Genomic DNA, 23802 nt, shown 5'->3' on the forward strand with positions numbered 1-23802 from the left:
ATCCTGTTCAGATGATTTCGAGCGTGGTTTTCTGGAGATTTTCGCTGTCCGGCCCGGTCATGACGTCGAACAGGCCGGGTTCGACCACTTCCTCCATGTCGAGATTCCAGAGCGCGAAGGCGGCGGGGCCCAGCGTCATGCGCACGGCGCGGCTCTCGCCGGGCGCCAGCGTGATGCGTTCGAAGCCCTTCAGTTCCCTGATCGGCCGGGTGACGCTGGCGGTCTGGTCGCGGACGTAAAGCTGCACGACCGCATCCCCTGCCCTCTGCCCGGCATTGCGGACGTCGACCTCCACCGTCACCTCGCCGCCCGTGCCGATGCGCGGCGACGACAGGCGGGGCGGCCCAAATTCGAAATGCGTGTAGCTGAGGCCAAAGCCGAAGGGGAAGAGCGGCGAAATATCCTCGAACACATAGCCGCGCCGGGCCGATGGCTTGCGGTTGTAGAAGATCGGTATCTGCCCCGCGTCGCGCGCCACCGTGACGGGCAGCTTCGCGCCGGGATTGACGTCCCCGAACAGGATGTCGGCCATGGCGGTGCCGCCCTCCTGCCCCGGATACCAGCACTCCAGCAGCGCATTGGCGCCATCTGCGACCATCGGATAGCTGGGCGGGCGGCCGTTGATGGCGCACACCACCACCGGCTTGCCGGTCGCCTTCAGCGCGGCGAACAGTTCGTTCTGCTCGCCCAGCAGGTCCAGGCTCGTGCGGTCGCCCAGATGGTTCTTCGCAAAGCCCTCCCGGCTGGTCTGTTCCGTGTCGCCGATGGCGAGCAGGACGATGTCCGCCGTCTTCGCGACTTCGACCGCCTGCGCGATCAGGGCGCGGTTCTCCGCCGGATCGGCCAGCAGCACCTCGTCCGCAGAGCGATCCTCGCTCCGCGTGATGAAGACGCCCTGGGCGTGGACGACCTCCGCCTTGCCCTTGAGCTTCGCCTGCACGCCTTCCAGCAGGGAGACGGTCTGGCGCGGGACGCTGCTATAACCGCCCAGTCGCGCAATGGCGGCGTTGGGACCGATCACCGCAACCCGCCGGTGCGCGCCGGGCGTGAGCGGCAGCGTGCCGTCATTGCCGAGCAGCACGATGGAGCGATGCGCCGCCTTCAGCGCCAGCGCGCGCGCCTCCGCATTGCCGGTCAGCCGCTCATGATCCTTGCGCGGCCAGGGATTTTCGAACAGGCCCGCGCGGAACTTGAGCGTCAGCATCCGGGCGCAGGCCAGATCGACCGCCTCCAGCGGCACCTTGCCCGCGCGGACCTGTTCGACGAGCGTCCGATAGGTCTGGCCATCGGGCAGTTCGCAATCGACGCCCGCCCGCAGCGCGGCGCGTGCCGCCGCCTCCGGGTCGGGCTGGACATGGTGGATGCTGTCCAGTTCGTGGACCGCGCCATAGTCGCTGACCACGGTGCCGTCGAAACGCCATTCGCCGCGCAATATGTCGTTCAGCAGCCAGCGGTTCTGGTGCGAAGGCACGCCGTCTATCTCATTATAGGACGGCATGACGGCGGCGATGCCGGTGCGCTTCACCACCTCCCGGAAGGGTGGAAAGAAATTCTCGCGCAGTTCCCGTTCGGAGATCGGCGCGGGCGCGATATTCTCGCCGCTCTGGGGTTGGCCGTGGCCGGTCATGTGCTTGAGCGTCGCCATGACCTTGTCCGGGCCGATCCGGCTGCTCTCGCCCTGAAGGCCGCGCACGGCGGCCACGCCCATCTCGGCGCAGAGATAGGGGTCTTCGCCGAAGGTCTCCTCGATCCGGCCCCAGCGCGGGTCGCGGGCAATGTCGACCACCGGCGACAGCGCCAGATGGACGCCGCGCGCCCGCACCTCGCGGGCGATGACGGATTGAACCTCCTCCATCAACTGGCGGTCGAAACTGCCCGCGAGCCCGATCGCCATGGGGAACATGGTCGCCTCTGTCGCCATGAGCCCGTGCAGCGCCTCCTCATGGAACAGCACCGGGATGCCGAGCCGCGTCTCCTCCGTCGCCCATTTCTGGACGGCGGTGATGAAGGCGACGGTATCGGCAGGCGTCCGCCAGCGCGCGCCCACGCCGCCCGCCTGGGTCGATCCGTTCGGGGCGCCGCGGCGGTCGGACGGGCGGGTGATCTGGCCGAAGCCGTCGGGATAGGCTTTGCTCGCCTTGGCGGGAGAGAAGGTCAGATCGTCCATGATGTCGGCCTTGGTCGCCCAGAGCGCGATGATCTGGCCAACCTTTTCCTCCAGCGTCATGCGCGCCAGCAGGTCCCTGACGCGCAGGTCGATGGGGGCGGAAGCATCCTTGTAGAGCGGCCCGCCCCTCCCCTTCGCGGCGGCGGGCACAGCGGCGAGCAGCGAGGTCGAAGCGAGCAGGCCCAGCGCCTGCCGGCGCGCGAAACCGTTCATGGCACCACCGTCAGCGTTGCCGATTTGAGCGCGACCGAACTGTTGCCGGTCATGATCTCGAAATCGCCCGGCTCGACCACGCGGTCCATATGATCGTTCCACATCCGCAGCGCTTCCGGCCCGACCGTGAAGGTCACCGTGCGAACCTCGCCGGGCTTCAGCGTCACGCGCTGAAATCCCTTCAGCTCCTTGATCGGCCGGGTGACGGAACTGACCTTGTCCCGCACATATAATTGGACGACCTCGTCGCCCTCGCGCTGGCCGCCATTGCGCACGTCGACCGACACGCTGGCCGTGCCGCCGACGCCGATCTTCGCGGCCGACAGTCGCGGTGCGGACAGGTCGAAGCTCGTATAGCTGAGGCCGAAACCGAAGGGGTAGAGCGGATCGGTCGTATCGAAGAGATAGCCGCGCCGCGCGCTGGGCTTCGCATTGTAGAACATCGGCAATTGTCCCGCCGAGCGCGGGATGGTCACCGGCAGTTTGCCGCCCGGATTGACGTCCCCGAACAGCACGTCCGCCACGGCATGGCCGCCCTGCTCGCCAAGATACCAGCCCTCCAGAATGGCGTCCGCCTGTTCCGAAACCTTGACGGTGGAGGCAGGGCGGCCGTTGATGAGCACCACGGCGATCGGCTTGCCCAGCGCCTTCAGCGCGTCGAACAGGTCCTGCTGCTCCCCCACCAGATCCAGGCTGGGCCGGTCGCCCAGATGATTGTCGGCCCAGCCTTCGCGGCTCGACTGTTCCGTGTCGCCCAGCGTCAGGACGATGCGATCGGCATGACGGGCCGCCTCGACCGCCTGCGCGATCAGGCGGCGGTTTTCGGCGGGATCGGACCGGACGACCTTGTCGGCCCACCAATCGTCATTCTCCGTGATCCTGACGCCCTGCGCGAAGACGATCTTCGCCCGGGTTCCGACTTTGGCCCTGATGCCTTCGAGGATCGAGACGCTATGCGGCGGCTGGCCATAATAGCCGCCCAGCCGCGCCACGGCGGCGCTGGGGCCGATGACGGCGATGCTCCCCTCCGGCTTCAGCGGCAGCATGCCGTCATTCTTGAGCAGGGTGATGGAGCGCTGCGCCGCCTTGAGCGCCAATGCGCGGGCCTGCGCATTATTGGTGATCTTCTCCGACGCCGCCGCATCGGCATAGGGATTTTCGAACAGGCCGGCGCGGAATTTCAGTTCCAGCATGCGCCGCACGGCGCGGTCGACCAGCGCCTCGCTGATCTTGCCCTCGCGCACCTGCCGGCCGAGCGTCGCATAGGAGAGGCCATCGGGCAGGTCCGCATCCACGCCCGCATCCAGTGCGCGCCCCGCCGCCTGTTCCAGATCGCCGGCGATATGGTGGATGCTCATCAACTGGTCGATCGCCGAATAGTCGCTGACCACCGCGCCCCTGAAGCCCCATTCGCCGCGCAGCACATCGCGCAGCAGCCAGCGATTGGCGTGGGAGGGCACGCCGTCGATTTCATTATAGCTGGCCATCACCGCCTCGATCCCGGTGCGTTTCACCACCTGTTCGAAGGGCGGAAAGAAATTCTCGCGCAGTTCGCGTTCGGAAACCGGCGCAGGACCGACATTGGTGCCGCTTTCGGGCTGGCCATGGCCTGTCAGATGCTTGAGCGTCGCGAACACCTTGCCCGGCGGCAGCAGGCGCGAACGCCCCTTGCCCTGCAGCCCCTCGACAGCGGCCACCCCCATTTCACCGACCAGATAGGGGTCTTCGCCATAGGTTTCCTCGATCCGGCCCCAGCGCGGATCGCGGGCGATGTCGACCACGGGGGAAAGGACGAGGCTGACGCCGCGCGAGCGGATCTCGCGGGCGATGACGGCATTCACCTCGCGCAGCATGTCAGGGTCCCAGGATGAGGCCAGGGCAATCGACTGCGGAAAGCTGGTAGCGCCAACAGCCGCATAGCCGTGCAGTCCTTCCTCATGGAACAGGATCGGAATGCCCAGCCGCGTCCGCGTCGTCGCCCAGCGTTGCAGCGCATTGACCAGCGCCACCGTCTGGCGCGGATTTCGGCCGGGAACTTCGCGGGGGGAAAAGGCCCCCTTGGCATCGGACGGGCGGGTGAACTGCCCCATGCCATGGGGAAAGATCTGCGCCAGTTTCGATGGGTCGAGCTGCAACCTCTCATCGAAAATCTTGACCTTGTCGGTCCACACCGCCGTGATCTGGGCGATTTTCTCCTCCAGCGTCATGCGGGAGAGCAGATCGTCGATCCGCGATTCGATGGGCGCGGAAGCATCCTTGTAGAGCGGACGCGCGCCCGTCGACGCAGGCGTCGCCAGAACGGGGACGGCGGGCGTCGCGACCGTCAGCGTCAGCAGCGAAACCGCGCCCAACAGCTTGCGGAACCGGATCACGAAACAGCCTCTCCCCTTTTTTGCGGCGGCTTCCAGCTTTTTGCTTGCCGCATCCCAACTGATAGCGTTAACATTGCTCAGACAAGAGCGGCCTGTCAATGCCCTTCGATCCGAAGCGTCGGTTCGGGCGAAGACGGGAAGGAGAGGAAAGGGGACCTATGTTCGCGCGTCTGTTCTGCTGGACCGTCGCCACCGCCGTGATGACGGCGCCCGCCATGGCGGAGGACGGCTATGATCTGTGGCTGCGGCACGAAAAGGTGCAGGATGGCGGCAATCTGGCGCGGCACGCCACGGCGATCGTTGCGCCGGGCCGCGGTGCGACTGCGCTGGCCGCCCGCGATGAACTGATGCGCGGCCTTGCGGGCGCGAATGGCGCGGCGCCGGCGCTGGCTGACAAGCCCATGAATGGCGCGATCTGGCTGGCGACTCCGGCTTCCGCCCCCGATCTGCCAGTGAAGCTCGATGGGCTGGGCGAAGAGGGCTATGCCATTCGCTCGGTCACGCTGGACGGCCAGTCCGTGACGGTGATCGCGGCCAATGGCGATGCCGGACTTCTTTATGGGGCCTATGCCTATTTGCGGCTGGCGGAAACGGGCGCCCCGCTGGACCGGCTCGACATTCGCAGCGCGCCGCGCATGAAGCTGCGCTTGCTCAACCATTGGGACAATCTGGATGGCACGGTGGAGCGCGGCTATGCCGGGCAATCCATCTGGGACTGGTGGCGCCTGCCCGACTGGAAGGGGCCGCGATACGCCGACTATGCCCGCGCCAACGCCTCCATCGGCATCAACGGCACGGTCCTCAACAATGTGAACGCCAAGTCCGACAGCCTGACCGCGCCGTATATCGCCAAGGCGGCGGCGCTGGCGGACGTGTTCCGGCCCTATGGCATCAAGGTCTATCTGTCGGTGAAATGGACCGCGCCGATGGAGCTGTCCGGCCTCGGGACCGCCGATCCGCTCGACCCGGCAGTCGCCGCCTGGTGGAAGGCGAAGGCCGACGAGATCTACAGGGCCATTCCCGATTTCGGCGGCTTCCTGGTGAAGGCGAACAGCGAAGGGCAGCCGGGGCCGCAGGATTACAAGCGTACCCATGCCGATGGCGCGAATATGCTGGCCGCGGCCGTGAAGCCGCATGGCGGCATCGTGATGTGGCGCGCCTTCGTCTATGCGCATGACAATCCGGACGACCGCGCCAAGCAGGCCTATAGCGACTTCAAGCCGCTGGACGGCCAGTTCGCGGACAATGTGCTGGTGCAGGTGAAGAACGGCGCGATCGACTTCCAGCCCCGCGAACCCTTCCATCCTCTGTTCGGCGCCATGCCCCGGACGCCGCTGATGATGGAATTCCAGATCACCAAGGAATATCTGGGCCAGTCGACCCACCTCACCTATCTGGGGCCCTTGTTCGAGGAGACGCTGAAAAGCGACACCTTCGCCCGCGGCAAGGGGTCGACCGTGGCCAGGGTGATCGACGGGTCGCTGGAGGGTCACAAGCTGACCGGCATTGCCGGCGTCGCCAATATCGGCGCCGACCGCGACTGGAGCGGATCGATCTTCAACCAGGCGGACTGGTACGCCTTCGGCCGCCTTGCCTGGGACCCGGATCTGTCGGCGGAGGCGATCGCACGCGAATGGGCGGCGCAGACTTTCTCGACGGATGCGAAGGTGGTCGATCCGGTCGTCGCCATGATGATGGGATCCCGGGAGGCGGCGGTCGACTATATGACCCCGCTCGGCCTGTCCCATGTCATGGGCACCGGCCATCATTACGGCCCGGCTCCCTGGATTTCAGAGCTTGCCCGGCCCGAATGGAACCCGGTCTATTATCACAAGGCGGACGCGCAGGGGATCGGCTTCGACCGGACGAGGACCGGCAGCAACGCCATCGCCCAATATGCCCCGCCGGTCGCCAGGATGCTCGCCGACCCGAAGACGACGCCGGAACGCGACCTCCTCTGGTTCCACCATGTCGGCTGGGACGCGAAGCTGAAATCGGGCGAAACCCTGTGGAACGGCCTCATCCGACATTATGACGCGGGGGTCGCCTATGTCGCGGCCATGCGCAGGACGTGGGACAGCCTGCGTCCCTATGTCGATGCGGAACGCTTCGCCCAGACGCAGTCCTTCCTCGGCATCCAGCATCGCGAGGCGAAATGGTGGCGCGATGCCAGCATCGCCTATTTCCAGACGCTGTCCAAACGCCCGCTGCCGGCGGGCACGGCACCGCCGGAACATGATCTGAACTGGTACAAATCGCTCGCTTTCCCCTATGCGCCGGGCAATCCATGACTGGCTTTCAAGGGCCGCAAAGGCTAGGCGGTGAACGACCATGAACGAACGTAAGCCGCCGACAATCCGGGAAGTTGCAGCGCGGGCCGGCGTGTCCGTGATGACCGTGTCGCGCGTCGCGAACAAGCAGAGCTGGGTCAGCCCCCAGACCCGAGCCCGGGTGGAAAAGGCGATCGCGGAACTGAACTATGCGCCCAATGTCTCCGCCCGGGCGCTGGCCGGGGGCGACGACCGGCGAGTGGCGCTGCTTTACCGCAATACGACGACCTCCGCCTATCTGGGCGAACTGTTGCTGGGCGGGTTGGACGAGGCGGCGAAGCATCACCTCCACCTGGTGGTCGAACAGTGCGAGATGGGCGCCACGGCGCAGGACATCGTCGCCCAGGTCCTTCAGGCGCGCGTTTCCGGCGTCATCGTGCCGCCGCCCCTGTGCGACTGGGACGAACTGGCGCAGGCGCTCGGGCGGCAGGGCATTCCGTGGGTCGCGATCGCGCCGGACGAGAACCATGGCATGATGGTCGTCGCGATAGACGACCGCCAGGCCGCGAGCGAGATGACGCGGCATCTGATCGACCTCGGCCACCGCCGCATCGCCTTCATCCAGGGCAATTCCCAGCACCGTTCCAGCGCGCGACGGCTGGAGGGCTTTCGCGTCGCCATGACCGCGCAAGGCCTGCCGGTTGAGGAAGATTATATCGTCGAGGGCGATTTCAGCTACCGGTCCGGGCTGGAGGCGGCGGCGCATCTGCTGAGCCTGAAGACGCCGCCGACAGCGATCTTCGCCTGCAACGACGATATGGCCGCGGCGACCATCACCATCGCGCATCAGCGTCAGATCAGCGTGCCGGCCGATCTGACGGTCTGCGGTTTCGACGACACGCCGCTTGCCGCCGCGATCTGGCCCACGCTCACCACCATCCGCCAGCCGATTCGCGACATGAGCCGGGCCGCCATGACCCTGCTGGCGGATGCCATGAAGGGCGGGGAAGAAGTGGACGGGCGGGGGTTGGCGCGACTGGACTACAGCCTGGTCCGCCGGCAATCCGACGCGGTTCCGCGCCTGCACCACCGACGTGGGTAGCGGGCTCGGCCCGCCAACCATGTCCTGCCGCAAGGGCTGGAGCAGCTTTCCACCGCTATCATGGGAGCTGAAATTTCCTAGGCAAAGCGCGCCAGCAACTGGTTGAGCAGCGGACGCAAGCGGCGGATCTCATCGCGATGCGTGGCCGACAGCTTCGCCAGCAGGTCCAGCGCGTCCGGCGTCAATTGCAATTGCGAGCGCCGCCGGTCCGTGGCGCTGGCATGGCGCGTCACCAGCCCCAGCTTTTCCAGCCGGTCGACCAGCCCCGTCGCGCTGTGGGGCTTTAGCAACAGCCGCCGTGCGACATAGCCGACGGTCGCATCCTCGGCCGGCGCAGCGCGCAGGGCGAGCAAGGCCTGATGCTGCTGCGGGGTGAGTCCCACCCTGGCCGCCCGCTCGCTGCTGAACGCCTGGAACTGGCGCAGAGCGAAGCGGAATTCCGCCAGCGCCGCATAATCTTCATCCTGCAATATGGCGCCGTCTGCTTCCATCTGACCTTCATCTTCATGTATCGCGTCGCGATTTGATCGTGCAGCCTGACGCATCAAAGAAGGATTTGCATGATTCGTGAACCCCCGCGTCGGTCCCGGCGCGATTTCTACCGGCGGCAGAGGAACATCGGCGCGTGCGGGCGATCTGCGGTTAGCCCGCCGGACTGACGGCGTCATTGAAATAAGGCATGGCCACATAAGTGATCAGGCCATTGGCAGATCCCACCCGCTCTTCCGAAAAGGCATTCATCGCCTTCGCGGTCAGCCAGGCATTGCGGAGGCTTTCCCCTCCCCGGTAAGGACGGCCAAGCAGACACTTCCAAATCGCGATCAGCCATGGTTCGCTCCGACTAAAGGCGTTCAGGCTGTGGAGTGAATGCCTTCAAGCCAAGATCCGGCACAAGATGGCCGGTAGAAGCGGCATGATCTGCTCTGTCTCAGCCAGTGGCAGACGCGCGTGCACCAACACTCCCCGAACAACTCCAAGACATGATCGCAGGAAATATGCGGCGGGGTCTTGGTATGTCCATCACTTTGTGGCAGATCATATAGGATAGGATCGACCGAGAGAGTCGCGATACAAATCTTTGCTGGTGAGGATGAGTTGAAAGGGACGTTCACGAGCTGGGCCCGCAAGGTCCGCAATATGGCTGCTCCGCCGGGCAGGAAGCGAAGCCATTCCCGTACTCCGCGCCCGGTGGGTGCGGCGCTGGCGGCCATGGCGGTCGCTTTCCTGTTGCCGATGCCGGCTGGAACGGCGCCCTTGCCGCCCGTGCGCATCCTGCTATTCGCGGGACCGAAGCAGCATGGCGCGCCCGGCCGCCATGAATATGAGAAGGACCTGCGCGAACTGGCCTGGCTGCTCGAACATTCCGGCGCGGCGCGAGAGGTGAAGACGCAGGTCATCGTCGGAGAAAAGCCGCGGGATCGGGCAATGCTGGAGGCGGCCGACGCCATCGTGATCGACGGCAATGGCGACTGGCTGAAGCGCGAAACCGGCGCGATCTTCCAGCAATATGCCGAAACGGACGGTCTGGGCTATAATGCCGAGACCAGTGCCGCGCTCAAGGGTTTCGACGCGCTTCTGAAGCGCAGGAAGACGGGGCTGGTCGTCTATCATTATACGATGTTCGTCGATAACCGGGCAGGCCGCCTCTATCTGAACGATTGGCTGGGCGGCGTCTGGATTCCCTATGTCTCGCACAATCCCGTCGACACATGGGCGATCAGGCCGATCCCCGGCAAGCATCCGATCCTGCGCGGGGTCAAGCCCTGGACGCCGCGGGAGGAAATGTACGCGCGCTATTTCCTGCCCGACAATCCCCGCCGCACCCCGTTGCTCACCGCCCGGCCGTCACAGGCGGCCAATGGCACCGGCGGTCCGGTCGCCTGGGCCTATGAGCGGCCCGACGGCGGACGTTCGGTCGTGTGGGGCGGCAACGACTTCCATGACAACATGCACCTCTATCCGCAGCAACGCCGGTTCCTGGTGAATGGAATACTGTGGGCCGCAGGGGTCGAGGTGCCGCGCGGCGGCGCGAACGACCAGATGCCGCCGGAATTCTAGAATGGAAGGTCCGACCGGCCGCCGCGCGGATCGGCGCTGCACCACGCACAGGATAGGGAGATACCGAGCCATGGGATTCGACCGGCGGCTGAAGGGCGCCGCCCTCGCCTTCGCGGCCATGCTGCTGCCGCAGCACGCGCTGGCCGAGGACGGCTTCTTCACGCGCGAACAGGTGATCCGCCATACGCCGGCCTGGACCGGCGAACGCTTTCCGGACGGACGGCCGAAGGTCCCCGACGACATTCTGGAGCGGATGCGGGAAGTCACTCTGGAGGAAGCCTGGGCGACGCTGCGCAGCGCCGGCTTCAACCATCAATATGAGGATGGCTGGCTGTCCATCTTCCCCGACAAGGTGTTGGTCGGTCGGGCGCTGACCTCCCAATGGCTGCCCGGCCGCCCGGACATCCAGACCGTACTGGAAAAGCAGGGCGCCGACGACGGACGCAAGGGCGCCATGAACGCCTGGCCGGTCGACATGCTGCAAAAGGGCGACGTCTATGTCAGCGACCATTTCGGGCTGAAGCAGGACGGCCCATCGATCGGCGACAATGTCGGCAACGCCATCTACGCCCGCAGCGGCAACGGCGTCGTCTATGACGGCGCGGTGCGCGACATCAACGGCCTCAGGGAACTGCCGAATTTCGTTTCCTTCGTCCGCTCCTACGATCCGTCGCATCATTTCGGCGCCATGGCGACGGGCGCGCGGCTCAATTCGACGATGGTGGGCATCAACGGTCCGATCCGCATCGGCAAGGCGACCGCCATGCCCGGCGATGTCGTGCTGGGCCGGGACGGCGGCGTGCTGTTCATCCCGCCGCAACTGGCCGAAAAGGTGGTGAAGCTGTCGGAGAATACGCGGCTGCGCGATATGTTCGGCCATATGCGCCTGCGCGAAGGCAGATATACCGCCGGCCAGATCGACACCCGCTGGACCGACGCGATCGAGGCGGACTTCTTCGCCTGGCTCCAGGCCAATCAGAACAAGCTGCCCGTGAAGCCCGACGCCGTAAGGCAGATCATCCGCGATCATGAAGCGGGCATCCCCTATGAGGGATGACCGGCCCGCAACCCACCCTTCCCCCCGAAATGCTTGAGAAAGGCCCCGCCAACATGGACTTCCGCCTCCCCTTCGCCACCCTCCTAAGTCTCTGCCTGGCCGGGGCCGCCCAAGCCGCCACACCCGCCGAAGTGGTCGCCCGTCATGTCGAGAGCATGAAAGCCGGCAAGTTGCAGCCGATCATGGACGATTACTCCGCGGACACCGTCGTCGTGACTCCCCAGGGGCTGGTCGCGGATCAGGCGCCGGCCAAGGGGCCGGGCATCTATTCGGGTCAGGCGCAGGCGCGGCGCGTTTTCACGACGCTGACCGACAAGGATCATCATCCCGGCATCAAGGCGATGGAAACGACCATCGAACCGGCCGGCCCGGACAGCGTCATCCTGCATTGGGTCCAGTTCAAGGGGCAGCCCCAGCAGGTCTCGGGCAAGGACGCCTTCATCGTGCGCGACGACAAGATCGTGTTCCAGGCCATCTTCGTCGACTGACCGCAGCCGGCGGACAGTACCGGCCTCAGCGCGACCGGATTGCAAGGTCCGGCCGCGCTGAGATTCAGGCGGCGATCGGTGGGACATTTTCCTCGAATTCAGCTTATTGAACCGAAGTCGTCACCATAGCCCACTTGCGCGTAGACACGGACAGGTTGCGAATGCGGCAGGCTTTGACCTGCCTGTCCCAACTATTCGCATGCAAATATCAACAGCCGTTCCCGATCAACTGCCCCTTCATCAGGCGAGCGGGCTTACGACGTCGAGCCACTCGGTGATGGCCAGTGGGACCTTGTCCGCGCCATCCCGCAGGTCATAAAGCGCTTCGCCGCCAAGCTGGACCCGGCACACGGTGAAGGCCCGCTTTTCGTCACGGCTGTTGTCCGTCAATATGGAGGCGTCGGCCACGCCCAGCGCGTGCGATATGGCCTTCTGCGTCCTGGGAAACCGCGAGACGAGTTTGCCGGTGTCGACGCCGTGGCCATGTTCAAGCACGCGCTGGCTGACGCGCAATATGGACAGATCGGCGTTCGAAAGACCGACGAAAAATAGCAGGACGAAATAACCCGCCGCCCGAAGATCGGTTATCGTGTCGAGTTTCGAGGCAGCCGTGCCGTCAGGCCGCTCTTCCCAATGGCTGAAGACGGTTTCGGTTGCGAATGGCACCTTCGCGGCCATGGCATGGGCGGCGAACGTATTCACGCCATTTTACGCCACCTGCATCCAGCCGAGGTTTGTGTCGCGCAATTCCTGCGCCCAGTCCACAAGCGATCCGTCCCCCTGGGCTTCCGGCAGAATCGAAAGCATCATGCGATCCGCGTTCAGCAACGGCAGCTGGAGCTTTTGCGCAAGAATCTTACGCCACATCGTCGATTCGCCCGACCCGTTATGACCGGCCAGAATGATCGCGAGCGGCTTGTCGGTCCTGACCTGTGCGGAAAGTATCTGGTCTACCGCGCCCTTGAGCGCCGTCACGCAAATTCTTGAAACTTGCCGTCGACAAGCTGGCCGCGACTCACCTGTCCGTTGAGCTTACGGATGACGATCTTGGGATTATCTTCATCAACCGAATAGAGCGGCACATTCTTGCGCTGAGGAATAGCCACCCCGCCCCGCACGATACGAGCCGCGGCACGCTCCAACGCCTGGGAGCTGCGCTTGACATTATCCTTGACGAGCGCGGCCGACGGCTTCTGGGCACTGACGGTCACATTACCCAGTTTGGTGGTGACCGTCCGCGTGCGCTTCGAGCCCGCAGGCCCGATGATAATCCCGGTCTTTCCGTCGCGCATGCTCGCCGAAGCCATTTTGCTCCGCTTTGCCATAAGCCCGATATAGCTCTTCCGCAGATCAAGTTCCAGCCGTCATGATCGCCAGGAAATCCATCGGATCGTCCTCACGCGAAAGCTCGCGCGCCGCCTCATGGAGGGTAACGTGCGTCGCGGGGTGTATCACCCAAGTCTCGAACATGGCCTGTCCCAGCTTGATCGCCATGTGCGCCCGGCCCCGACAGGAATGTTTCTTTCATGGCGGGGACTGAGGGATCACGAGGAGCGCAGGTCGCCCGCGGCCACGCAAGAGCCGCTTGTGGCCGCGGGCGGAAAGGATCAATATTTGAAGCCGACCTTGAAGAAGATGGTGCGCGGCGGGTTCTGAGCGCCTTGCAGCAGCAAGGTGCCCGCATAGGGCCCGGCCTTGATGGCCGTGCCGATCGGCGTGAGCGTAGAATAATAAAATTCATTGCCGATGTTGCGCGCCGTCAGCGTGAAATCCCACCGCTTGTCAGCAGTCTGGAAACCGATGAAGGCATTTACGAAATGCTTCGAACCGATCCGATATTGGGGATTGTTGAGCTGGTCGGAGAAATAGCCGGTCTGCCAGTTGACGCTGCCGCCGAACTTGATCGCGCCCAGCCCCTCAATCGGGATCGAACAGTCGGCGGACGCGAAATATTGCCATTTCGGCTGACCGGGAAATTGCTTGCCCGTATAGTTATAGGCGGGAACGGTGCCCAGCGCCGGCGCCGAATAATCGTCATATTCGGTTGTCAGATAGGTGACATTGAAAGCCAGCGACAGATTGTTGGTCGGCTCTGCCGAGGTTTCCAGTTCGAAGCCCTGCGTGTGCGCTGACGGCGCATTGCCGCGCGTGCTGACATAAGTGCCGGAGATCGGACTGAACGCCGACACCGCTGTCTGCAGATCCTTATAGTCGTTATAGAAACCTGTAGCGTTGACCCTCAGCCGGCGATCGAACCAGTCTGTCTTGAAGCCGATCTCGAACGCATTGACCGTCTCAGGATCATAGGGCAGCGCGGTGGCAAGGTTAAGCGCGCGGTAAAGCCGCCCGCGTCGAAACCCTTGGCATAGTTGGCGAACAGGAAGATCGTCGGCGTTGCCTGGTAGGAAATGCCTGCCTTCGGCGTGAACGCATGCCAGGTCTTCTTGTTGAGCACGCCGCTATTGTCGAAATTTACCTGCGTCGCGGCGACAGTGACGCCCAGCGCGGGGATCGCGCCGCCTGTCTTCACCTGCGGATAGAACGTCGGATCGATCGGATGGCCGTCCAGGTCATAGTTGACGTCCTGAAAATCGAATGCGCGCCGGATGCTGATATAGCGCCCGCCGGCGGTCAGCGTCAGCCGGTCGGTCAGGCGATAATTGGCCTGGAGATAGGCTGAATAATTATACGTTACGGTCTTGCCGATCTGAGGGCGATGACTTCATAGGCGGGCGCCCTGGGATTCATGCTCTCGACCTTGCGCAGCCCGCTCCGGGGGAGATCGATCGTGCGGGTGGCGATGCGGCCTTCGAGGCGACCGTTGATTTCACGAACTTCAACGATGTTCATTGACTTGACCTTTCATTCTGTCGCTCGAAACCCATTTTTCGGCGACAAAAATCTGAGATCCCTCTCTTGTCTGATCCCGGCGGCGCGGCTGGACGCGTCCGCCTCCGCATCGGCACGACCTCTCCAGACCAAGGTCCCCATTCGCGCGCGTGTATCGCCCACTGACAGCCGCGCGATGTCTTCCCCCCTCCCCACACGCCACCACGGCAGGGATGAACGCCCGCGAGGGCCGAGACCCGAGCAGCGGGACTCGGGGCGCCAGCCCGTCAGCCCGTTGCCCGCGCATGCGCGGGCAGTCACCCAGCCTCAAACCCCACACCGTTCCACCCTTGACGCCCTGCACCATCTGACGACAGACAGATTCCATGGCTTCTTCCAAAACTCTCAACCAGGCCAATCTCGAGACGCTGGGCGCCAATCGGCTGGCGCAATTACTGCTGGAGCTCGTGGCGGTGGATGCCCAGACCAAGCGGCGCCTGCGCCTGGAGCTTGCCAGCGCAAACGGCAGCGGCGATGTCGCTGGAGAGGTCGCCAAGCGCCTCGCCACCATCGCCAAGGCGGAGGCCTTTGTCGACTGGAACAAGGTGAAGCCCCTCGCCCGGGATATCGAGGCGCAGCGGCGCGCGATCATGGAGCATATCGCGCCCACCGATCCGGCAACGGCGTTCGAGCTGCTCTGGAAGCTGATCGCGCTGGCCCGTCCGGTGCTCAGCTGGTGCGACGACAGCCATGGTACGCTGGGCACCGTGTTTGCAACGGCACTCTCTGTTCTTGGCGCGCTGGCCGCTGCGGCCCGCCTGCCCACTGACCAGCTTGTCGACCGGGTGTTCGACAGCGTCTGCGACAATGACCATGGCCAGTTCCACGGCCTCGTCACCCTGATGACGGAGCCGCTTGGCGAAGCAGGATTGAAATCCCTCAGGCGCAAATTCGAGGCCATGGCGCGCGAAGTACAGCAGCGGCCGCCCCAGGGCGAACGGCGCGTCATCGGCTTTGGCTCAGGCGGCGTTTTCTACGAGGATGAGATGGAAGCCCGGCGGCATGAGCGGCTTGTCCGCCAGGCGCTGGTCGACATTGCCGATGCGCTGGGCGATGTCGATGCCTTCATCGCGCAATGTCCGGCCGACCAGCGCCATAATCCCGCGATAGCCGCAGCCATTGCCGAGCGCCTGCTGGCTGCGGGCCGCGCGGCGGAGGCGATAGCCGCGCTCGACGCGGCCGAAGCAATACGGCGTAAAGGTGGTCATTGGCCAAACTGGGATCGGGTACGGATCGCGGCGCTCGATGCGCTGGGCCATGCAGAATGCGCTCAATGCGGATGACCGAAACCAAAACGCTGTAGAATATAACATAGCTGCCGTGCGGCTTGGACCGGAGCCCGGCACGAATCTCAGGCCGGGCAACGCCGGACCGGGGGAAGTCGGCGATCTTCGCACAAGCCCCTTCGAGTTCATCAACGAAGGTGACGGCCAGAAGAACATTGTCGCGCGCGGTAAAGGTGGCGATCGCGACAAGATCAGCAGCAGCAGCCGGCGAAAATTCGAGACCCATCAACTATCGGTAGCGCCGGCGGCCATATTCGCGATCCGCTGCCGGGCGTTCGCGAAAGCCTCACTGGCGGGAATGCCCGGGCCGCTGGCAGCGCCCCGTTCGATCTCGGCACGGAGCGCGTCAAGCCGAGCCTGGCGGATGGCGTCCTGCTCTTCGAGCAGCCGGAGGCTGTCGCGAACGACCTCGCTGGCAGACGCGTAGCGGCCGCTGTTCACCTGCTGCTTGATGAAGCCCTCGAAATGCGGCCCCAGGGTGAAACTGGAAGGCATGGCCAAACTCCTCTGTCGATGATGAATATCACTTTATGATAGTAGCATGCAAGACACAGATTGACGAAGACTGCGGCGTTTGCGCCTGGTAACCGGGCAAAGAGTGATCGCCTCCGCTGACCACGCCGAAAAACGTCGAGGCAGACGGACTGCCTTCATCATGCACGCACGAGGCAGGTCGGCATGCCGCCATCCTTTCCAGCGGATCGCCCGCGAGATTTTTTGCCGGGGAACGCTGCCCATGGGGCAGAAAAATCGCCTGACGGGATATAGGTTAAATCGCCAACAGAGCACGGATTTTTGCCTGAACTTCCAGCAGCGCCGCTTGCGATACTGTTCCTTTTTTGGTCGCCTTCCGTGTCATCCAGTCAACACTTTTGAGCTGATCTGCCAATACAGCACTTGGCAGGTTCTGGCTGATTAACACCTCAAAGGGATAGCCTTTGATTTTGCTCGTCATAGGACAACAAATCATCATCCCGCGCACGCGATTATAGGCTGCCGGTGACAGGACAAGGGCAGGTCGATGACCAGCCTGTTCATGTCCAGCCTGGGGATCAAAGTTTAGCCAGACGATATCGCCCATGTCGGGGACATATTTGGCCATTACCAAAGCTCATTGCCGACAGGCGGACCGAAATCGACGTTTTCAGGAAAGTTTTCAGGCTTCATGCCCGCCAGCAACCCCTCAAGAGTGAAGGCAGGTGCGGTGATCGGCTCGATGATGACCCGGCCCTCTTCTTCCCTGACATCCACCTCCTGATCGATATGCAGCGCAGCCGCGGCCATAATCGAGGAAGGAATCCTGACCGAAGCACTATTACCCCACTTTTTCACTCGCACACGCATAACCATCTCCACCGTATCGATATTGATAATACATTATCATAACACGAACATGTATCAACATTGTATCGACTTTCGGTGCATGGGGTGTGCACAAGTTGGTGCCGATGTCGTCGGCAACCGATACGGATTTGCCGGATCTGACCAGTCGATGTTTTCGATCACCCAGTTGGGCGCGAAATCCCAGTCAAAGCAGAGCGAATAAGTTCCGCTGACCTTCTGCCACGCCGTCTCGACCGCATTCGTCCAGCCCACGACGACGAGGCGACGGACCAATGGCGGCAACCGTGCACAGCTTCATGGCGACCAAGCGTCATGTGCGGCCGGACGAGGCGTCGCCGTGTCGGGAGGGCGGCCGAGAAAGGCAGCCAGACGCTTCACATGGCGCACATAATCCTTCTGGGTGTGGGGACCGAGACCCCGCATCATCATGTCGTGCTACATCCGTTGACGCAGTAGGCTGATCGGGGCGGTGTTGATCGAGACAGTCACGGCAAGTTCCTCTTCGCTGAAGAAACTTCCAACCTCAGTGGGCAACCTCGCCCGCTAAAGGCCCATATTTACCGCACTAACGCGCCCCAAGCGACCCTCCCGTAGAGCGGGTTAGTGCAAGGGTCGTCACCGGCGCTGCCCGTACTGCTGCTGACGTATGCCCTTGCTTCCGTCCTCATTATTCCTTATCTTGTGGACAGGGGACTGGTCTTATGTCGAAATCTATAACTTTGAATGTCCGCGTCAGCGGCTCTCTCAGCGATTTTGTGTCCGCTAACGTCGGGGAGGCGGGGGCCTATGAAAATGTGAGCGAGTATGTTCGAGACCTGATTCGGCGTGACAAGGAACGGGTCGAGAGCGAACGGTTGGCGCTCTTAAAGGCCGAGTTGACCGCCGCATTTGCCGTATCAGAGAACGAATATCTGCCGCTTGATGCCGACGCAATTATTGCCCGTAACGCTCGCAACTAAGTCTCATGATCAGTTATCGCGTGCAGCACGCCGCCGGCCGCCGGATAGATGACATTTACAACTATACACGCGAGCAATGGGGACAGGATCAGGCCGACCGTTATATTCGCTGCCTTTTTGTTCGCTTTGAAGATATTGCCGAACGCCGCATTGCTTGGCGGGATATCCCCCGGGGACTCGGCGTCGAAGGCTTCTATTGCCGGTATGAGCATCATTATGTCTATTGGCGTATCTTGTCCGATGGTGCCGTTGGTATTGTCACCATTTTGCACGAGCGCATGCATCAGATCGAGCGTTTCCGAGAGGATGTGCCGAATTGATCCCTAGCCGTGTTGAGTTGGCTTTCAGAGATCTTCCGATGACAGCAGCCTAAACCGTCGGTCCGCTGCACCGCAGGGCAAGATGGCTGACCCGCGCGTCGATCTGCTTGAGGAAGTCGAGGAATTCGGTTGCCCGGTGGCGCTTGTAGCATTTGCCGATCACGAAGCCTGAGGCGATGTCGAGCGCGGCGAACAACGAGGTCGTGCCGTGCCGAACGTAGCTGTGGGTGCGGCGCTCAGGTACGCCGGGCATCATCGGCAGAACCGGCTGCTCGCGGTCGAGCGCCTGGATCTGGGACTTCTCGTCGACGCTGAGAACGAGTGCACGGTTGGGCGGCGACAGATACCCCAGGCGATTATCCACCCCTCCTCAAATCCCAGTATGCCGAGCGCGGTGAGCACGCCCACCCGCCCAAGCAAAATAACGGCATAGGATACCGGACTGGCGACGATGATATCCAGCAACTGTTGGCGACGATCAACGGAGACGACTTCACCCGCGACAAAGAAACCCATCTGTCCGATCGTCATCAGCAGCGATGCGCTGAGGGCGAAAGGGGCCAGATCAATGCGGCCAGAATGGATGAGGATCGCCATCGACGGCAGCGTCAGCAGTGGAATGACAAGGATCGGCAACAGATCCTCGACATTATGGCGCGTCAACGCGAGTTGCATTCTGCTAGCGGCTAATAGCAATCTCAACCTCAATGTGCGGCTTCCCCCAAGGCCGCATAGTTACTTCCAGGCTTCGCTTTCCATCAAATTGCTATTTCTCAGCCAACTATTAGGCTTGTTGACCAATGGATGACCGGCAGGTTCGCTTCAGATCATATATGACATTGCCTTGGTCAGCAGGGTTGGGAATGTCGAGCGCCGCCCCATCAGGCCTTCCCCATCACGCCCGATCCGATGCACGTAGCCCGCCGGGGTCAGCGCTTCCTTGTCCTGGGGCATGGCCAGACCTTTCGCGTCGCAGCGAATACGGTCCTGGATGCCGAAGCGCTGCGTTCTTCCGGATTGTCGCGCAGATAATCCACCGTCACATTCCTCAGCTGGCTGATCGTCACATCGGCCGGAATGCAACTTTTCAGTTTATTGACCTCCCGCGTCGTATTGAATGCATCGACGGCGCCGGTGATATAGGCGATGCACTCATAGGTCTTCTCCAGATAATCATTGCTGCTGCGCGGAGTGGAGCAAAGCTCGTAAAGCTCTTCCCCGGTGTAGAAGCCGGCCAGCGCCGCTGGAGAGCAAGTCCCCGCCGCAACCGCCAGCAGCAGATAAGCCGGTTTGCCAGATTTCATCATCTACACTCTCAAAAGCACGATAAAGGATCGCAGAACTATACAGCCCTCCAACGGCAAACTTCCGCTGCTGCTAACCGGTTTCCCGCGTCGCGACCGTCGATGCCGCAAAATCGCGGGCGTGATCGAGGAAGGCCCTGAACGCCGCGGACGGATTTCGCCGGCTTGGATAATAGAGGCATAGTGATGAAAGCGGTGGTGTCCAGTCTTCCAGAACGCGAACGAGACGTCCTGCGGCCACGTCTTCCTGAATATCGGATTCCATGAAGAAGCCTATGCCGAAACCGTCCAGGACGGCAATGCGCGCAAGACTGGCCTCATCCAGTGTGATCGGCCCGTCGACATCGATTTGAGCCTGCCGGCCATCCTTTTCGAACTGCCAGCGGTAAAGGGCTCCATTCGGCAGCCTGACACGAATGCATGGGTGGGTCAGAAGGTCCGGCGGCACCTGCGGCTTGTCACGCTGCCCGAAATAGGCGGGCGAAGCGACGACGGCGTAGCGCCGACAGCGGCCAAGGGGGACTGCAATCATGTCGCTGGGAACCAGGTCGACGTGGCGGATGTCGAAACCGTCAGCCACGATATCCACGAGCCGGCCTTCGGTAACCAGGTCGACATGAACCTGCGGATAGCGCCGCAGAAAGGGGAGGACGAGTTGCGCAAGGATTTCCCGCGCAGCGGTTGCGAACGCATTGATGCGCAATGTCCCCGAAGGCGTCTCCTGCTGCGACCGGGCAGCGTCCATCGCCTCGTGAATGTCCTGGAGCGCGGGACCGACCTTGCCGACGAAATGCCGACCGGCATCGGTCAAGGAAACGCTGCGGGTGGTGCGATTGAACAGGCGCACGCCAAGTTGGTGCTCCAGCTTGCCCACCGCATTGCTGAGCGCGGTGGTCGACATGCCAAGCTCGATCGCCGCAGCGCGGAAAGAGCCCTTGCGCATGATGGCGATGACGGAATCGAGTTCGATCAGGCTATGTCTTGCCATTGTCCTGCTTTTCGGGATGCCGTATCCCCCTTTATCCCGATTATCGCGCAGCATATCCACCCCTAAATTGATGCGACGATCGAGCCGGACAGGGATCGACGCACGCATCCCCGGCTGTCGGAAATGGAAGGAGAAGAGACGTGGCTATCGATCTGCCAAAGGCTATAGTTGACTATTTCGAAGCCGACCGCGCCGAGGACGCGGGCAGCGTATCACGCTGTTTCACCGAGACAGCGGTGGTGAGGGATGAAGGCAATATCTACCGGGGCCGAGCAAAAATCGGGCACTGGAAAGCGGAGTCCTTCAGAAAATATAATTATACGGCCGAACCCTTCTCCCTCGCGAAAGAGGGTGACCGCATTGTCGTGGCCTGCCATCTGGCAGGCGATTTCCCCGGCAGTCCGTTGGACCTGCGCTATTTCTTCATGCTGGAAGGCGGGAAGATCGCTGAGCTGGAGATCGTGCCATGAGGGCCGATCGTCATGACCGGCCGCTGATCGGGTCGACGGCGGCGCATCGGAAGTTCGGCGCATGACGCCGTTTCTCACCCTCCGGGGCAAGCGGGCGCTGATCACATCGGGCACGCGGGGAACGGGGGCGGCTACGGTCAGCCTCTTCCAGACCCTTGGCGCGGATGTTCTGACCACCGCCCGGACGCGCCCGGCCGACATGCCGGATGCGCGTTTCGTCGCCGCCGATCTGAGCACGGCCGGGGGCTGCGCGGAACTGGCGGAAGCGGTGAAGGACCGGCTGGGCGGCGTGGACATCATCGTCCACATGCTGGGCGGCTCCTCCTCTCCGGCAGGCGGTTTTTCCGCGCTTAGCGACGACCAATGGCGCAAGGAACTGGATCTCAACCTGCTGCCCGCCGTCCGGCTGGACCGGGAACTGGTGCCGGACATGGTGTCGCGGGGCCATGGCGTGGTCATCCATGTGACCTCCATCCAGCGGGAGCTGCCCCTGCCGGAAGCCACGACAGCTTACGCGGCGGCCAAGGCAGCCCTGTCCACCTACAGCAAGAGCCTCTCTAAGGAAGTGGCGCCCAGCGGGGTCCGGGTCGTGCGCGTCTCGCCCGGCTGGATCGAAACGGAAGCCTCCATCGAACTGGCCCGCCGATTGGCGGCGGAACACGGCGGCGACATCGACCGGGGCAAGAAGATCATCATGGACTCCCTGGGCGGAATACCGATGGGCAGGCCGGCAAGGCCGGAAGAAGTCGCCAACCTCATCGCCTTCCTGGCGTCGGATCGCGCGGGGGCCATCACCGGGGTCGAATATGTCATCGACGGCGGGACGGTGCCGACCGTGTGACCCCTGTCCCGCCGCAGGACGGCCGGTCCCGCCCCGGGTTCACCTCAGCCATGGATCGGCGTCATGGCCCGCAAGCCGGGCGAGCTGGACGAATTCCTGCCGCCAATAGTCATTCTGGCTGCCCGCCAGGCGGGCGATGTCGGCATAGCCGAAGTCGCCCAGCCGCCTGTCCCCCCGCAGCTTCTGTCCGAAGGCCGCGACCGCCACGGCAAAGGCCATGTCGCGCCGCGGCATGCTCGCTTCGGCAAGGAGGGCGGAGGCAACCGGCTTTTCGATCAGGCGGCTGCGCGTCTCTTCAGGCAATTTGTAGCGCAGGCGGACCGTCGCGATCTCTCCACCGTCCCCCGCCGGAACGACCGGGGCGCGATTGGCGGCATATCTGCGCGGAGCCAGCCAACCCGCCTCGCCCGCCGGGACGATCTCATAGAGCGCCGTCACCTGATGCCCGGCGCCGATCTCGCCCGCATCGACGCGATCGTCGGCAAAATCCTGTTCGGCAAGGCCGCGATTCTCATAGCCGATCAGGCGATACTGGCTGACCAGCGCCGGGTTGAACTCCACCTGCACCTTCACATCCCTGGCAATGGTGAAGAGGGTGGAGGACAGTTCCTCGTCCAGCACCTTCCGCGCCTCCATGGCTCTGTCGATATAGGCATGGTTGCCATTGCCGAGGTCGGCCACCGCCTCCATCATCGCGTCGTTGTAATTGCCCTGGCCAAAGCCCAGGGTGGTGAGCGTGACGCCGTCCTCCCGGTTCCGCCTCACCATCTCCTCCAGGCTTTCCCGATCGGACAGGCCGACATTGAAGTCGCCATCCGTCGCCATGACGATGCGGTTGATGCCGCCGGGGATGAAATGGGCGCGGGCCGTGTCATAGGCGCGCTCCAGCGCCGGGCCGCCCGCGGTCGATCCGCTCGCGGCCAGCCCGTCCAGCGCCGCCTTGATCTCCGCCGGGTCATGGCTGCCCTCGACCAGCGTTTCGACGAAGCCGGCATAGGTGACGATGGATATGCTGTCGTCGGGCCGCAGGGCGTCGGCCAGCATGGAGAGCGCCTGCTTGACCAGAGGCAGCTTGTCGGCATCCTGCATCGATCCAGACACATCGACCATGAACACCAGATTGGCGGGCGGCCGTTGCGACCGGGCCACGTCATAGCCGCGCAGGCCGATGCGCAGCAGCCGCGTACCGGGGTTCCAGGGCGTCGTCGCAAGATCGGTGGTCACGCTGAAGGGCACGGACGGATCGTCGGGCAGCGGATAGTCGTAGCGGAAATAATTGATCATCTCCTCCGTGCGCACCGCCTCCGCAGGGACGGTCCGGCCACCCAGCAGCATGCGGCGGACATTGGCATAGGCGCCCGTGTCCACATCGACCGCGAAGGTCGAGACGGGCTCGGCCGCGACCTGATGGACCGGGCTGACCGGATGGCCGTCATAGCGCTCGCGATTTTCGCCCGGGGCGGCGTCATTCACCGCTTCATAGGAGACGGAGCCGCCGGGCGCCTGACCGCATCCGGAAAGGACAAGAACGGGAAGGAAAGCGAGGGTGGTGATTGCAAGATGTGCGCGCATGCACGTTTCTCCACTGCTTCGGTAGAGAGAAAATAAGGGCGATGAAATGACGCTGGCAAGCGACGGGTGGAGAGCAATGGCGCGGCGTGCAGCACCGCCGGC

25 protein-coding genes and 3 pseudogenes are annotated in these 23802 nt (G+C 63.4%); 11 read left to right on the forward strand and 17 right to left on the reverse strand.

Translation table 11 applies throughout. The annotated features are described in order from the left end of the window. Positions 1–7 precede the first annotated feature (7 nt). Together TZ53_RS07040 and TZ53_RS07045 are read right to left on the reverse strand one after the other, a co-directional pair. Positions 8–2380 carry a glycoside hydrolase family 3 N-terminal domain-containing protein gene (locus tag TZ53_RS07040; RefSeq protein ID WP_044660851.1) on the reverse strand — a complete coding sequence of 791 codons (2373 nt, stop codon included), beginning with the start codon at positions 2378–2380 and terminating at the stop codon, positions 8–10. Beyond that, positions 2377–4752, reverse strand: a complete 2376-nt coding sequence (locus tag TZ53_RS07045; RefSeq protein ID WP_044660852.1) for a glycoside hydrolase family 3 N-terminal domain-containing protein — start codon at positions 4750–4752, stop codon at positions 2377–2379. The genes TZ53_RS07040 and TZ53_RS07045 overlap by 4 nt, the downstream gene beginning before the upstream one ends. Positions 4753–4910: 158 nt before the next feature. Between TZ53_RS07045 and TZ53_RS07050 the strand changes: the two genes are divergently transcribed. Then, complete coding sequence (locus TZ53_RS07050) at positions 4911–7043, forward strand: alpha-glucuronidase family glycosyl hydrolase (RefSeq protein WP_044660853.1); 2133 nt, start codon at positions 4911–4913, stop codon at positions 7041–7043. A gap of 40 nt (positions 7044–7083) precedes the next feature. Next, the gene (locus TZ53_RS07055; protein ID WP_044660854.1) at positions 7084–8124 is read left to right on the forward strand and encodes a LacI family DNA-binding transcriptional regulator; all 1041 of its coding nucleotides are present in this window, start codon (positions 7084–7086) and stop codon (positions 8122–8124) included. A gap of 77 nt (positions 8125–8201) precedes the next feature. Here TZ53_RS07055 and TZ53_RS07060 read toward each other — a convergent pair whose 3' ends face one another. Then, positions 8202–8615, reverse strand: coding sequence for a MarR family winged helix-turn-helix transcriptional regulator (locus TZ53_RS07060; RefSeq protein WP_025546902.1), 414 nt, complete (start codon positions 8613–8615; stop codon positions 8202–8204). A 604-nt stretch (positions 8616–9219) separates the two neighbouring features. Here TZ53_RS07060 and TZ53_RS07065 point away from each other — a divergent pair. The 3 genes from TZ53_RS07065 (at position 9220) to TZ53_RS07075 (ending at position 11727) form a co-directional block, all read left to right on the forward strand. Continuing rightward, positions 9220–10182 (forward strand): ThuA domain-containing protein, encoded by a 963-nt coding sequence (locus TZ53_RS07065; protein ID WP_238320140.1) that lies wholly within the window; start codon positions 9220–9222, stop codon positions 10180–10182. Positions 10183–10252: 70 nt separating this feature from the next. After that, positions 10253–11239, forward strand: coding sequence for an RraA family protein (locus tag TZ53_RS07070; RefSeq protein ID WP_025546899.1), 987 nt, complete (start codon positions 10253–10255; stop codon positions 11237–11239). Between the two features lie 53 nt (positions 11240–11292). Continuing rightward, the gene (locus TZ53_RS07075; RefSeq protein ID WP_044662922.1) at positions 11293–11727 is read left to right on the forward strand and encodes a hypothetical protein; all 435 of its coding nucleotides are present in this window, start codon (positions 11293–11295) and stop codon (positions 11725–11727) included. A 240-nt stretch (positions 11728–11967) separates the two neighbouring features. Here TZ53_RS07075 and TZ53_RS27340 read toward each other — a convergent pair whose 3' ends face one another. From TZ53_RS27340 to TZ53_RS26690, 6 genes and pseudogenes are all read right to left on the reverse strand, one after another. Continuing rightward, positions 11968–12429 carry a hypothetical protein gene (locus tag TZ53_RS27340; protein ID WP_197565241.1) on the reverse strand — a complete coding sequence of 154 codons (462 nt, stop codon included), beginning with the start codon at positions 12427–12429 and terminating at the stop codon, positions 11968–11970. A gap of 6 nt (positions 12430–12435) precedes the next feature. Next, the gene (locus TZ53_RS27345; protein ID WP_197565242.1) at positions 12436–12702 is read right to left on the reverse strand and encodes a hypothetical protein; all 267 of its coding nucleotides are present in this window, start codon (positions 12700–12702) and stop codon (positions 12436–12438) included. Next, the gene (locus TZ53_RS07085) at positions 12699–13034 is read right to left on the reverse strand and encodes a hypothetical protein (RefSeq protein ID WP_226870094.1); all 336 of its coding nucleotides are present in this window, start codon (positions 13032–13034) and stop codon (positions 12699–12701) included. The genes TZ53_RS27345 and TZ53_RS07085 overlap by 4 nt, the downstream gene beginning before the upstream one ends. Positions 13035–13077: 43 nt before the next feature. After that, on the reverse strand, positions 13078–13221 hold the full coding sequence (locus TZ53_RS26685) for a hypothetical protein (RefSeq protein ID WP_157009786.1): 144 nt from the start codon (positions 13219–13221) through the stop codon (positions 13078–13080). A 113-nt stretch (positions 13222–13334) separates the two neighbouring features. Beyond that, a pseudogene (locus TZ53_RS27915) lies at positions 13335–14434 on the reverse strand (TonB-dependent receptor). Continuing rightward, positions 14419–14577 (reverse strand): hypothetical protein, encoded by a 159-nt coding sequence (locus TZ53_RS26690; RefSeq protein WP_371873087.1) that lies wholly within the window; start codon positions 14575–14577, stop codon positions 14419–14421. The pseudogene TZ53_RS27915 and the gene TZ53_RS26690 overlap by 16 nt, the downstream one beginning before the upstream one ends. A gap of 365 nt (positions 14578–14942) precedes the next feature. On the opposite strand from TZ53_RS26690, the gene TZ53_RS27485 reads away from it, so the two are divergent. Continuing rightward, positions 14943–15899, forward strand: a complete 957-nt coding sequence (locus TZ53_RS27485; RefSeq protein ID WP_052628150.1) for a DUF6880 family protein — start codon at positions 14943–14945, stop codon at positions 15897–15899. Positions 15900–15930: 31 nt separating this feature from the next. On the opposite strand, the pseudogene TZ53_RS27490 reads toward TZ53_RS27485, so the two are convergent. From TZ53_RS27490 to TZ53_RS07110, 4 genes and pseudogenes are all read right to left on the reverse strand, one after another. Then, positions 15931–16128, reverse strand: a pseudogene (locus TZ53_RS27490) (type II toxin-antitoxin system RelE/ParE family toxin); the annotation flags it as partial. After that, a complete protein-coding gene (locus TZ53_RS07100; RefSeq protein WP_044660855.1) occupies positions 16128–16397 on the reverse strand; it encodes a type II toxin-antitoxin system ParD family antitoxin in 270 nt (89 codons plus the stop codon). The pseudogene TZ53_RS27490 and the gene TZ53_RS07100, both read right to left, overlap by 1 nt. 274 nt (positions 16398–16671) lie before the next feature. Beyond that, on the reverse strand, positions 16672–17004 hold the full coding sequence (mazF, locus tag TZ53_RS07105) for an endoribonuclease MazF (protein ID WP_044660856.1): 333 nt from the start codon (positions 17002–17004) through the stop codon (positions 16672–16674). After that, a complete protein-coding gene (locus TZ53_RS07110) occupies positions 17004–17246 on the reverse strand; it encodes an AbrB/MazE/SpoVT family DNA-binding domain-containing protein (RefSeq protein WP_082166021.1) in 243 nt (80 codons plus the stop codon). The genes mazF and TZ53_RS07110 overlap by 1 nt, the downstream gene beginning before the upstream one ends. Positions 17247–17947: 701 nt before the next feature. On the opposite strand from TZ53_RS07110, the gene TZ53_RS07115 reads away from it, so the two are divergent. Together TZ53_RS07115 and TZ53_RS07120 are read left to right on the forward strand one after the other, a co-directional pair. Then, positions 17948–18205 (forward strand): ribbon-helix-helix domain-containing protein, encoded by a 258-nt coding sequence (locus tag TZ53_RS07115; protein WP_044660858.1) that lies wholly within the window; start codon positions 17948–17950, stop codon positions 18203–18205. Between the two features lie 5 nt (positions 18206–18210). Then, positions 18211–18525 (forward strand): type II toxin-antitoxin system RelE/ParE family toxin, encoded by a 315-nt coding sequence (locus TZ53_RS07120; RefSeq protein WP_044660859.1) that lies wholly within the window; start codon positions 18211–18213, stop codon positions 18523–18525. 94 nt (positions 18526–18619) lie between these two features. Here the strand turns inward: TZ53_RS07120 and TZ53_RS07125 are convergent. Beyond that, positions 18620–18871 (reverse strand): annotated as a pseudogene (locus TZ53_RS07125) (IS630 family transposase); the annotation flags it as partial. Positions 18872–18993: 122 nt separating this feature from the next. Between TZ53_RS07125 and TZ53_RS07130 the strand changes: the two are divergent. Continuing rightward, positions 18994–19215, forward strand: coding sequence for a hypothetical protein (locus tag TZ53_RS07130; RefSeq protein WP_044660861.1), 222 nt, complete (start codon positions 18994–18996; stop codon positions 19213–19215). 239 nt (positions 19216–19454) lie between these two features. Here the strand turns inward: TZ53_RS07130 and TZ53_RS07135 are convergent, their stop codons facing one another. Continuing rightward, a complete protein-coding gene (locus TZ53_RS07135; protein ID WP_226870093.1) occupies positions 19455–19832 on the reverse strand; it encodes a Rap1a/Tai family immunity protein in 378 nt (125 codons plus the stop codon). A gap of 70 nt (positions 19833–19902) precedes the next feature. After that, a complete protein-coding gene (locus TZ53_RS07140; protein ID WP_044660863.1) occupies positions 19903–20817 on the reverse strand; it encodes a LysR family transcriptional regulator in 915 nt (304 codons plus the stop codon). A 140-nt stretch (positions 20818–20957) separates the two neighbouring features. Between TZ53_RS07140 and TZ53_RS07145 the strand changes: the two genes are divergently transcribed. Next, positions 20958–21287 (forward strand): nuclear transport factor 2 family protein, encoded by a 330-nt coding sequence (locus TZ53_RS07145; RefSeq protein WP_044660864.1) that lies wholly within the window; start codon positions 20958–20960, stop codon positions 21285–21287. A gap of 61 nt (positions 21288–21348) precedes the next feature. Next, on the forward strand, positions 21349–22128 hold the full coding sequence (locus TZ53_RS07150; RefSeq protein WP_044660865.1) for an SDR family oxidoreductase: 780 nt from the start codon (positions 21349–21351) through the stop codon (positions 22126–22128). A 39-nt stretch (positions 22129–22167) separates the two neighbouring features. Here TZ53_RS07150 and TZ53_RS07155 read toward each other — a convergent pair whose 3' ends face one another. Further along, positions 22168–23700, reverse strand: coding sequence for a vWA domain-containing protein (locus TZ53_RS07155; RefSeq protein ID WP_052628152.1), 1533 nt, complete (start codon positions 23698–23700; stop codon positions 22168–22170). Between the last annotated feature and the right edge of the window lie 102 nt (positions 23701–23802).

It is taken from the genome of Sphingobium sp. YBL2 (assembly GCF_000943805.1).
Taxonomy (GTDB): domain Bacteria; phylum Pseudomonadota; class Alphaproteobacteria; order Sphingomonadales; family Sphingomonadaceae; genus Sphingobium; species Sphingobium fuliginis.

Excerpts from the sequence above, each read along its gene's own strand:
- TZ53_RS07140 (WP_044660863.1), bottom strand. The coding sequence starts at position 20,817 with ATGGCAAGACATAGCCTGATCGAACTCGATTCCGTCATCGCCATCATG.
- TZ53_RS07050 (WP_044660853.1), top strand. The coding sequence starts at position 4,911 with ATGTTCGCGCGTCTGTTCTGCTGGACCGTCGCCACCGCCGTGATGACG.
- TZ53_RS27485 (WP_052628150.1), top strand. The coding sequence starts at position 14,943 with ATGGCTTCTTCCAAAACTCTCAACCAGGCCAATCTCGAGACGCTGGGC.
- TZ53_RS07115 (WP_044660858.1), top strand. The coding sequence starts at position 17,948 with ATGTCGAAATCTATAACTTTGAATGTCCGCGTCAGCGGCTCTCTCAGC.
- TZ53_RS07075 (WP_044662922.1), top strand. The coding sequence starts at position 11,293 with ATGGACTTCCGCCTCCCCTTCGCCACCCTCCTAAGTCTCTGCCTGGCC.
- TZ53_RS07070 (WP_025546899.1), top strand. The coding sequence starts at position 10,253 with ATGGGATTCGACCGGCGGCTGAAGGGCGCCGCCCTCGCCTTCGCGGCC.
- TZ53_RS07040 (WP_044660851.1), bottom strand. The coding sequence starts at position 2,380 with ATGAACGGTTTCGCGCGCCGGCAGGCGCTGGGCCTGCTCGCTTCGACC.
- TZ53_RS07085 (WP_226870094.1), bottom strand. The coding sequence starts at position 13,034 with ATGGCTTCGGCGAGCATGCGCGACGGAAAGACCGGGATTATCATCGGG.
- TZ53_RS07120 (WP_044660859.1), top strand. The coding sequence starts at position 18,211 with ATGATCAGTTATCGCGTGCAGCACGCCGCCGGCCGCCGGATAGATGAC.
- TZ53_RS26690 (WP_371873087.1), bottom strand. The coding sequence starts at position 14,577 with ATGAACATCGTTGAAGTTCGTGAAATCAACGGTCGCCTCGAAGGCCGC.
- TZ53_RS26685 (WP_157009786.1), bottom strand. The coding sequence starts at position 13,221 with ATGGCGATCAAGCTGGGACAGGCCATGTTCGAGACTTGGGTGATACAC.
- TZ53_RS07060 (WP_025546902.1), bottom strand. The coding sequence starts at position 8,615 with ATGGAAGCAGACGGCGCCATATTGCAGGATGAAGATTATGCGGCGCTG.
- TZ53_RS07100 (WP_044660855.1), bottom strand. The coding sequence starts at position 16,397 with ATGCCTTCCAGTTTCACCCTGGGGCCGCATTTCGAGGGCTTCATCAAG.
- TZ53_RS07110 (WP_082166021.1), bottom strand. The coding sequence starts at position 17,246 with ATGCGTGTGCGAGTGAAAAAGTGGGGTAATAGTGCTTCGGTCAGGATT.
- TZ53_RS07135 (WP_226870093.1), bottom strand. The coding sequence starts at position 19,832 with ATGATGAAATCTGGCAAACCGGCTTATCTGCTGCTGGCGGTTGCGGCG.
- TZ53_RS07150 (WP_044660865.1), top strand. The coding sequence starts at position 21,349 with ATGACGCCGTTTCTCACCCTCCGGGGCAAGCGGGCGCTGATCACATCG.
- mazF (WP_044660856.1), bottom strand. The coding sequence starts at position 17,004 with ATGGCCAAATATGTCCCCGACATGGGCGATATCGTCTGGCTAAACTTT.
- TZ53_RS07055 (WP_044660854.1), top strand. The coding sequence starts at position 7,084 with ATGAACGAACGTAAGCCGCCGACAATCCGGGAAGTTGCAGCGCGGGCC.
- TZ53_RS07155 (WP_052628152.1), bottom strand. The coding sequence starts at position 23,700 with ATGCGCGCACATCTTGCAATCACCACCCTCGCTTTCCTTCCCGTTCTT.